This is a genomic window from Escherichia sp. 94.0001 (assembly GCF_013369155.2).
Classification (GTDB): Bacteria; Pseudomonadota; Gammaproteobacteria; order Enterobacterales; family Enterobacteriaceae; genus Escherichia; species Escherichia coli_F.
On record NZ_JABWMS020000103.1, the window covers coordinates 1 to 8,314 of the forward strand.

Below are 8,314 nucleotides of genomic sequence, written 5' to 3' on the forward strand. Positions count from 1 at the left end.
TTTCTGAACAGGGTAATAGTACACGTATTAACAGATTATGTCAGAAGGCCCCGGTGATGCCTTCTGACGATAGATTAATGTTGTATTCTATTGGTATCTGGAGACCATATGGCAACAGTTACAGTATATTCTCCCCGCTGTAATTCCTATAAAGTGTACCGTTATGATCACAGCACCTCAGATCATGAGCGTTTCCAGTGCTAATCCTGCAAACGTGTATTTCAACTGAATTACATCTACGAAACCCGAAAACCAGGCATTAAAGAGCAAATTGTTGAAATGGTTCATAACGGAGCCGGGGTTCGCGATAGCTCCAGAACGCTGAAGGTGGATATCAACACCGTCATTCTCACTTTAAAAAACGCTCACCACGTAAAGTAACCATATCTCCAGCCGCCAGTGTCGATGTGGCACTTATCTGTGAACTTGATGAACAATGGAGTTTTGTCGAAAACAAAGCTCGTCAGCAGTGGCACTGGTACGCGTATAAGACCAAAGCTGACGGTGTGCTGGCTTACACTTTTGGTCCTCGCACTGATGAAACATGCCGTGAGTTGCCGGAATTCCTGAAGCCATTCTCCGCAGGCATGATAACCAGAGACAACCGGAGCAGTTATACCAGAGAAATGCCACAGGATAAGCATCTTGTCGGCAAGATATTTACCCGGCGCATTGAGCGCAACAATCTGACACTTCGTACTCACATCAAACGACCTGCCCGGAAAACGATTTGCTTTTTACGCTCCCTGGAAATTCACGAAAAGCCATTGGTTCATTTATCGAAAACACATGTACTACTGACAGGAGTCATTACCAGGGCCTCTTTTGCTGTTTTTTTGCCATGAATGATAATGAGAATCGACAGCGATAAGGGAAAAGTAAAATAACACTAATGCTGTCGTTTTCTATCATATTGATTTTTAATTATTTATTGTCTTTTTTCTCAACCCATTTTTTTACGCAGACAAATTTACCCGGGGAATACAAACTGTAACGACAGTTCACCACACTATGGGGGATAAAATGCCAGATCAATCCGGACACTGCAGGACTCCTTCACGCATCTTACGGATGCCTGAACTGAGCCAATTGTTAGGTATATCTCGTTCGACAATTTACGAAAAAATGAATCCGTTATCGAAATACTACGATGCAACCTTCCCCAGGCCGGTACGTCTTGGTAGTGGTTCTGTGGGCTGGCGTTCATCAGCTATTGACGAATGGCTTACTTTACATACTGTACCTGCCAGATCAGCAGTCAAAGGTGTTAATGACGAAGTGAGACATACGCTTTCTTCAGATATGACCATGAGCAGATAAGTTTTTGTCATCACGTGATCACCTCAGGAGGAAAAAGAAGCATAAGAACAATTTAGCCAGAAGTTTAATTGATAAACAGAATTTCCAGCATTCATTGTTGAAAGAGCAGCTATTGTCGCTATTGTAGCGGTAATTGCTGCTATAACCGAAACGTATTACGAAAAAGGAAGCATTTATGCCTTACATCAAACCGGATATGTCGTATTCAGTATATGCATGACCATCAATGATAGGGAAGGCAATAATTAAAGCTCAATACAATAAACAAGTACCTCTGACTCTGGTTGCAATGTCAGTATTAACAGCGATGTCAATTGCCTGTCAGAATCAGGTTGACGTATGCAGTCCCGGAAATTTACGTGGGGCCGTTAATATTTACACTATGGTTCTGGAGAAAGGGAAAAGACCGGGGGAAAGGTATTAGTGAAATAATTTCCGGAGGTATTAAGAATGAGAAATATGAATGATATTTCGTGGTGAATAATACAGTCTTCACTGAATTAACCTTATCGGTTTATTAAACATCAGATCTACAAATGCTCTGTATTTCTCAGAGCATCAGGTCTGAATAGCAGCTATTTTCGCTATTGTAGCGGGATTTGCTGCTATTTTACTAACCCATTAATGAAAAGAGAGGCTTTTATGTGCTTACTTGCACCAGAAAATCCTTATCCGATATATGCACTACCACCGCTGGTGAGAAATGCAATAATTGAAACTCAAAAAAATACACAGGCACCTTTGGCTATGGTGGCAACATCCGCATTAACAGCGATCTCAATTGCCTGTCAGAATCAGATTGACGTGTGCAGACCTGGAAATTTACATGGGCCTGTTAATCTTTACTCTCTGATTCTGGCTGATTCCGGTGAAAGGAAAACGACCGTGGATAAAGTGTTTATGAAAGCATTTTATCTCAGGGATGAAGCCCTGGCGGATGAATACGCGAAACTGGTTGAGAATTACAGTACAGAAAAGGAAATATGGGAGCAAAAACAAAAAGCGCTGGAATCAAAATTTCATAAAGAGATTCGTGCCGGTAAAGATTACAAGGCAACAGAATCAGAGCTTGAAACGCATCTGAATAAACCTCCTGTTCCGCCGCAGATACGTCGAACAATTTTTAATGAGACAACGATAGAGGGAATGTTAAAATATTACTCCGATAGCAATCGCTCTTTTGCTCTTGTATCCAGTGAAGGGGGGGTAATTTTTGACAGCCGGGCCATGAGTAAACTGGGAATTATTAACACTTTGTGGGATGGAGGTTCTCTTTTCATCGACAGGAAATCATCTCCCGGAATTAATTTGAAGGAGCCAAGACTGACGATATCGGTGATGATTCAGCCTGATGTTTACCACAAAGGTTTTTGTACGCGAAAAAAAGAAATTGTGAAAACGTCAGGACATCATGCAAGGTTTTTGATGTGTCAACCAACATCAACGCAGGGGACAAGGATAATAACCGGAGATAATTATTCATCACAGTATCAGGATTTGTTTGAAGAGAGGATCAATGAGCTTATTGATGAAAGTCTGGCGATGAGTGGTGAACGACGTTGCCTTCACTTTTCTCCTCAGGCTGCCAGAATCTGGACGGATTATTACAATGATGTGGAATCGAAGCTGGGGGGATTGGGGCCTTTAAGACATTGCCGGGAATATGCTGCTAAAAATGCAGAGTATATGGCAAGACTGGCAGGACTTATTTACCATTCGAGCGGTGAAGAGGGGGAGATTTCCCCTTACACTGCAGAAATGGCGAGAGAATTAGCAATATGGTACGGTAATGAGTATGTGCGGTTGTCTAATCCGTTAACTTTTGACAACTCTGCCCTGACCGTACCTGTGCGACTCATTCCAGAGGAGCTTGAACTTTTCAACTGGATAAAAAGCTATTGTATTGAGAAGGGGATCCTCTGTATGAAAAAAAATGACATTTTACAGCGTGGTCCGAACCGTTTCCGGAAAAAGGATAAAATCAACTGGTTACTGGATTTACTGTATGAACAAAACAGAGTTGTACCGGTTATTGAGGGAAAAACGTTGTGTGTCGCACCTAACTTTGACCTCTGAACGACTTAATCGTTGAGTACATATAGTCTCCTCTGCTACTTGCGGAGGAGACTAATGTCTTTACCATGTCAGCGTTGTATTAGAAAACTCTGGTACAGGTCAGTCAGTAAATATAACTGGTGTAACCACTATTTACTATTGGATAGAGTGTTACTCAGGATATTGTCGGCTTTAGTCTGAGGTGAGGTGGGGCCTTCATTGTTTTCGTGTTCAATAAATAATTTAGGTTAATTAGTATTATTAGTGGAAGTTATGTGATCTGTTATGTTGTCTTGTACGCACTTAACACTGGTTACGTACCGGAACACTATTAGAGTATGTTATGGCTCTGTTACAGTTTATAGGTATGAAAAAATATAATCTTTCCTGTATGAAATAATATTCTTATGGTGTGTGGGGTATGGTCTGTATACCATCATTTTTATGGTGAAGTTAAATATCTGTAGAGGCCTCAAGCTGGGTCGCTGTTTTTACTTAATGGTACAGAAGTATTAATAGCGGTGTTGCCTGTGGCTACCCGATACTGGCTTTTGTGAATGTCAGATTACTTCCTGTAAGTGATTGAATGGTACTTCCTTAAACTCAATTCTATGAGGTGTGTTTTTACCATTGTAATTCGTACTGGTCCTCAGTTTAAGTGAGTCTTACTGTACTCTGAAATATTACCTCTTTGGAGTAATGAGGTAATACGAAACAGTTTTATCAGGTTGTCTGTGCTGCTGGTTACCTCGTTTATTAATGCCGCGGTACGGCGTTTCTGTACTCTCAGTATTTATGTAATTCCACCTTCCTGTAACTTTTATAAAGTAAGGACTATAAAATGTATAATGCTAATCCCAATTACGAAATGGACTTCATGATTCTGAAAGACGTGAATGAACACATGGAAGGTCTGTTTCAACGTTTTTCTAAACTGTTACCTTTCAGAATTGATTTTGCCTACAGGAAAGACACGCCCAGTTTTGGTCATTCCTGTAGGCACAGTATGTGTATTGAAATGCACCGCTTACTTAGTGAAACCCAAACGATGCTGGCGGGATATTACTGGGTAATGGAATATACGTCAAACAAGGGACTTCATATTCATTTTATCGGCTACCTGGATGGGCAACGTCACAACAAATCTTATCGGATATCCAGGCAACTGGGAGATATCTGGAGGCGGATCACGGAAGGGGAGGGTTATTTTCACCTGTGCAGGGCTAAAGACAAATACCCGGTGCGTATCGATCACGTAATTCACTATAGTGATAAATCTGCGGTAGACGACTTACGTTACGCCCTTAGCTATCTGGCCAAACAGGATCAGAAAGAACACGGTATTATTCTGAGGCGTAGCAGGCTTCCCGAAAAAAGTAACCGGGGCCGACCACGACATAACTGAATTACAGCTGTATTAGGTATTAGAATTAAGTTTCTGTAAGTTGTTGGGAGGTGCTTGAGTTAATAGGCAGAAGAGGGCGGGGCGCTTTGTCATCAGTGTAGGGGACCCGAATTTCTGCCGTGGTGCCTCAGTGGATCGGATACAGGTAACGAATATGGTTCATAAATCTGACAGTGATGAATTAGCTGCATTGAGGGCAGAAAATGCCCGTCTGGTCTCATTACTTGAAGCTCATGGGATTGAATGGCGACGTAAACCGCAGACTCCTGTGCAGCGCGTTTCTGTATTATCCACCGACGAGAAGGTTGCATTATTTCGTCGGTTGTTTCGTGGGCGTGATGATGTATGGGCACTTAGATGGGAAAGTAAAACCAGCGGCAAATCAGGGTACTCTCCTGCCTGCGCTAACGAATGGCAGGCGAGAATATGCGGTAAACCCCGGATAAAATGTGGGGACTGCGCTCACCGTCAGTTGATTCCTGTATCCGATCTCGTCATCTACCACCATCTGGCCGGTACCCATACTGTCGGGATGTATCCGTTGCTGGAAGATGATTCCTGTTATTTTCTGGCAGTTGATTTTGATGAAGCTGAATGGCAGAAGGATGCATCCGCATTCATGCGATCCTGTGATGAGCTGGGTGTACCTGCTGCGCTGGAAATATCCCGTTCACGTCAGGGGGCGCATGTCTGGATATTTTTTGCCTCACGAGTTTCGGCCCGCGAAGCTCGCCGTCTGGGGACTGCTATTATTAGCTATACGTGTAGTCGGACCCGACAGCTGCGATTGGGGTCTTATGACCGATTATTTCCTAATCAGGATACTATGCCAAAAGGGGGATTTGGTAATCTCATAGCGTTACCTCTGCAAAAAAGACCGCGTGAATTGGGGGGAAGCGTTTTTGTTGATATGAATCTCCAGCCTTATCCTGATCAGTGGGCTTTTCTTGTATCGGTGACCCCGATGAATGTGCAGGATATTGAACCGACGATATTACGGGCTACAGGGAGTATCCATCCTCTGGATGTGAATTTTATCAACGAAGAAGACCTGGGTACGCCGTGGGAAGAGAAAAAATCATCAGGAAACAGACTGAATATTTCTATTGCAGAACCGCTGAAAATCACGCTGGCAAACCAGATCTATTTCGAAAAAGCGCAATTACCTCAGGTGCTGATTAACCGACTTATTCGGCTGGCAGCATTTCCGAACCCTGAGTTTTATAAGGCTCAGGCAATGCGTATGTCAGTCTGGAATAAGCCCCGTGTTATAGGTTGTGCGGAGAATTACCCGCAACACATTGCGTTGCCCCGGGGATGTCTGGACAGCGTATTATCTTTCCTTAGGGACAACAATATTGCTGCAGAATTAATCGATAAACGATTTGCCGGGACGGAATGTAATGCCGTTTTTATGGGAAACCTCAGAGCGGAGCAGGAAGAGGCCGTTTCGGCATTACTCCGTTATGACACTGGTGTGCTTTGTGCGCCAACGGCTTTTGGTAAGACAGTTACCGCAGCGGCAGTGATTGCCAAGCGGAAAGTGAATACACTGATACTGGTACACCGGACTGAATTGCTGAAGCAGTGGCAGGAGCGTCTCGCGGTGTTTCTGCAGGCCGGTGACAGTATTGGTATTATCGGGGGAGGTAAACATAAACCCTGTGGCAATATTGATATTGCGGTGGTGCAGTCCATATCCAGACAAGGAGAAGTTGAACCTCTGGTCAGGAATTATGGGCAAATCATTGTGGATGAGTGCCATCATATTGGCGCGGTTTCATTTTCTGCGATTCTGAAGGAAACGAATGCCAGATATCTGCTTGGCCTGACGGCAACACCAATCCGACGGGATGGTCTGCATCCCATTATTTTTATGTACTGTGGTGCCATTCGCCATACAGCGGTCCGCCCGAAGGAAAGCCCACATAATCTGGAGGTACTGCTCCGTTCCCGTTTTACATCTGGTCATTTACCATCGGATGCGAGAATCCAGGATATTTTCAGAGAAATTGCTCTGGATCATGACAGAACGGTGGCGATAGCTGAAGAAGCCATGAAAGCTTTCGGGCAGGGGCGAAAAGTTCTGGTACTGACTGAACGTACAGATCATCTGGATGAGATAGCATCAGTGATGAATTCACTGAAATTGTCTCCCTTTATTCTCCATGGTCGACTATCGAAAAAAAAGCGTGCGATGCTGATATCCGGGCTGAATGCTCTTCCTCCCGATTCTCCTCGAATTTTGTTGTCAACAGGCAGACTTATTGGTGAGGGATTTGACCACCCTCCGCTGGATACGCTGATTCTTGCCATGCCTGTGTCATGGAAAGGGACATTACAGCAGTATGCAGGGCGTCTTCACAGAGAGCATACCGGTAAAAGCGATGTCAGGATCATTGATTTTGTGGATACCGCGTATCCTGTGCTGCTCAGAATGTGGGATAAACGTCAGCGGGGTTATAAAGCGATGGGGTACAGGATTATAGCTGACGGCGATGAATCAGTGATTTAATTTTAAGGAGTACTTTACCCTTTTTAAATAATTTGAGCTCCCCGGGTTGTTCGGGCAACAAAGAGTCCCAGTATACAGGCTTCAGGAATATGTTGTAGTATCAGGCTTTTCATCGCTTTAAAATGACTACCGGCAGTGAGAACGTCATCAAAAATAACAATCTAGGGCCTGCACCCTTCCAGTAATTGTTCATCCAGTTGGTAGTTTGCCATAATCGCTTCTGGTAAGGGCCGGTTTGTTGCGGTATGAGAGGCTATTGTTGATACGTTTTGCACAACCAGTTCCCAGAAATCCAGCCATGGTTCGTAGGTTTGCGCAATTCGCAGAATTTCTGTCATACGGTCATCGTAAGCGGCATCTGTACGGCATTTGGATGGTGGTACGGGAACAAATGTGTATTCCTCAAGATTACCGATATTTGATATGAGCATCTGAGCAACATACTCAATAGCAGCCTTTTTATAGTGGTAATCAGGCTACGAAAGTACAGCGTTTTATAAATTGTCTCAGGTGATATTCGCAGCGTTTTTTGACGTGGTTTTGTTCGCCTTAACCATCCTGATATTTGCTCTGGAGACCATTTCATCTCCAGCTTTTCCAGAACAAGCTTTCGCAATGGTAAATTTTGATCCAGTAAGCACGGTTTTGGCCTTTTCGCCATTCTGTTGGCTCGGTTATTAGCATCAACAGCTTTGTAATAGCGTCTGCCCCGATTACGCGTAAGCGTACAGCGAGGGCCGTATTGACGGGGATGTGTTATTCAGCTGGCAGTGCTATGCGCTACGGAAGCAGTTCGCTGACCCGGTTGACCGGCCAGTCTGCTATGACGCCAGGCACATGGCGAAGGTAGCTTTCTGGATCCACGTCATTCAGTTTGCACGTCCCGATCAGGCTGTACAGTAGCGCTCCCCGCTCACCACCATGATCAGAGCCGAAGAACAGGAAGTTTTTACGACCCAGACTGACCGCCCGCAGGGCATTTTCAGCGATGTTGTTGTCGATTTCCACCCAGCCATCGT

General features: G+C 44.2%; 7 protein-coding genes and 2 pseudogenes. 6 read left to right on the top strand and 3 right to left on the bottom strand.

Features of this window, described 5'->3' with window-relative positions:
* Positions 1–108 precede the first annotated feature (108 nt).
* The 6 genes and pseudogenes from HEN33_RS23395 (at position 109) to HEN33_RS23420 (ending at position 7,295) form a co-directional block, all read left to right on the top strand.
* A pseudogene (locus HEN33_RS23395) lies at positions 109–801 on the top strand (IS1 family transposase).
* 222 nt (positions 802–1,023) lie between these two features.
* Positions 1,024–1,320 (top strand): helix-turn-helix transcriptional regulator, encoded by a 297-nt coding sequence (locus tag HEN33_RS23400; RefSeq protein ID WP_001303889.1) that lies wholly within the window; start codon positions 1,024–1,026, stop codon positions 1,318–1,320.
* 307 nt (positions 1,321–1,627) lie between these two features.
* Positions 1,628–1,744 carry a hypothetical protein gene (locus HEN33_RS26540; protein WP_001451890.1) on the top strand — a complete coding sequence of 39 codons (117 nt, stop codon included), beginning with the start codon at positions 1,628–1,630 and terminating at the stop codon, positions 1,742–1,744.
* 218 nt (positions 1,745–1,962) lie between these two features.
* Positions 1,963–3,396: a YfjI family protein gene (locus HEN33_RS23410; RefSeq protein ID WP_000335695.1), complete on the top strand. Its 1,434-nt coding sequence runs from the start codon at positions 1,963–1,965 to the stop codon at positions 3,394–3,396.
* Positions 3,397–4,216: 820 nt separating this feature from the next.
* The gene (locus HEN33_RS23415) at positions 4,217–4,780 is read left to right on the top strand and encodes an inovirus-type Gp2 protein (RefSeq protein ID WP_000282084.1); all 564 of its coding nucleotides are present in this window, start codon (positions 4,217–4,219) and stop codon (positions 4,778–4,780) included.
* A gap of 154 nt (positions 4,781–4,934) precedes the next feature.
* Positions 4,935–7,295, top strand: coding sequence for a TOTE conflict system archaeo-eukaryotic primase domain-containing protein (locus tag HEN33_RS23420; protein WP_024219866.1), 2,361 nt, complete (start codon positions 4,935–4,937; stop codon positions 7,293–7,295).
* Positions 7,296–7,456: 161 nt separating this feature from the next.
* Here the strand turns inward: HEN33_RS23420 and HEN33_RS23425 are convergent, their stop codons facing one another.
* The 3 genes and pseudogenes from HEN33_RS23425 to HEN33_RS23435 form a co-directional block, all read right to left on the bottom strand.
* Positions 7,457–7,633 (bottom strand): hypothetical protein, encoded by a 177-nt coding sequence (locus tag HEN33_RS23425; protein ID WP_000136079.1) that lies wholly within the window; start codon positions 7,631–7,633, stop codon positions 7,457–7,459.
* 137 nt (positions 7,634–7,770) lie between these two features.
* Positions 7,771–8,013 (bottom strand): annotated as a pseudogene (locus HEN33_RS23430) (IS30 family transposase); the annotation flags it as partial.
* Between the two features lie 62 nt (positions 8,014–8,075).
* Positions 8,076–8,314: transposase domain-containing protein (locus HEN33_RS23435; RefSeq protein ID WP_183083476.1), on the bottom strand; the 239-nt coding region annotated here is incomplete at its 5' end.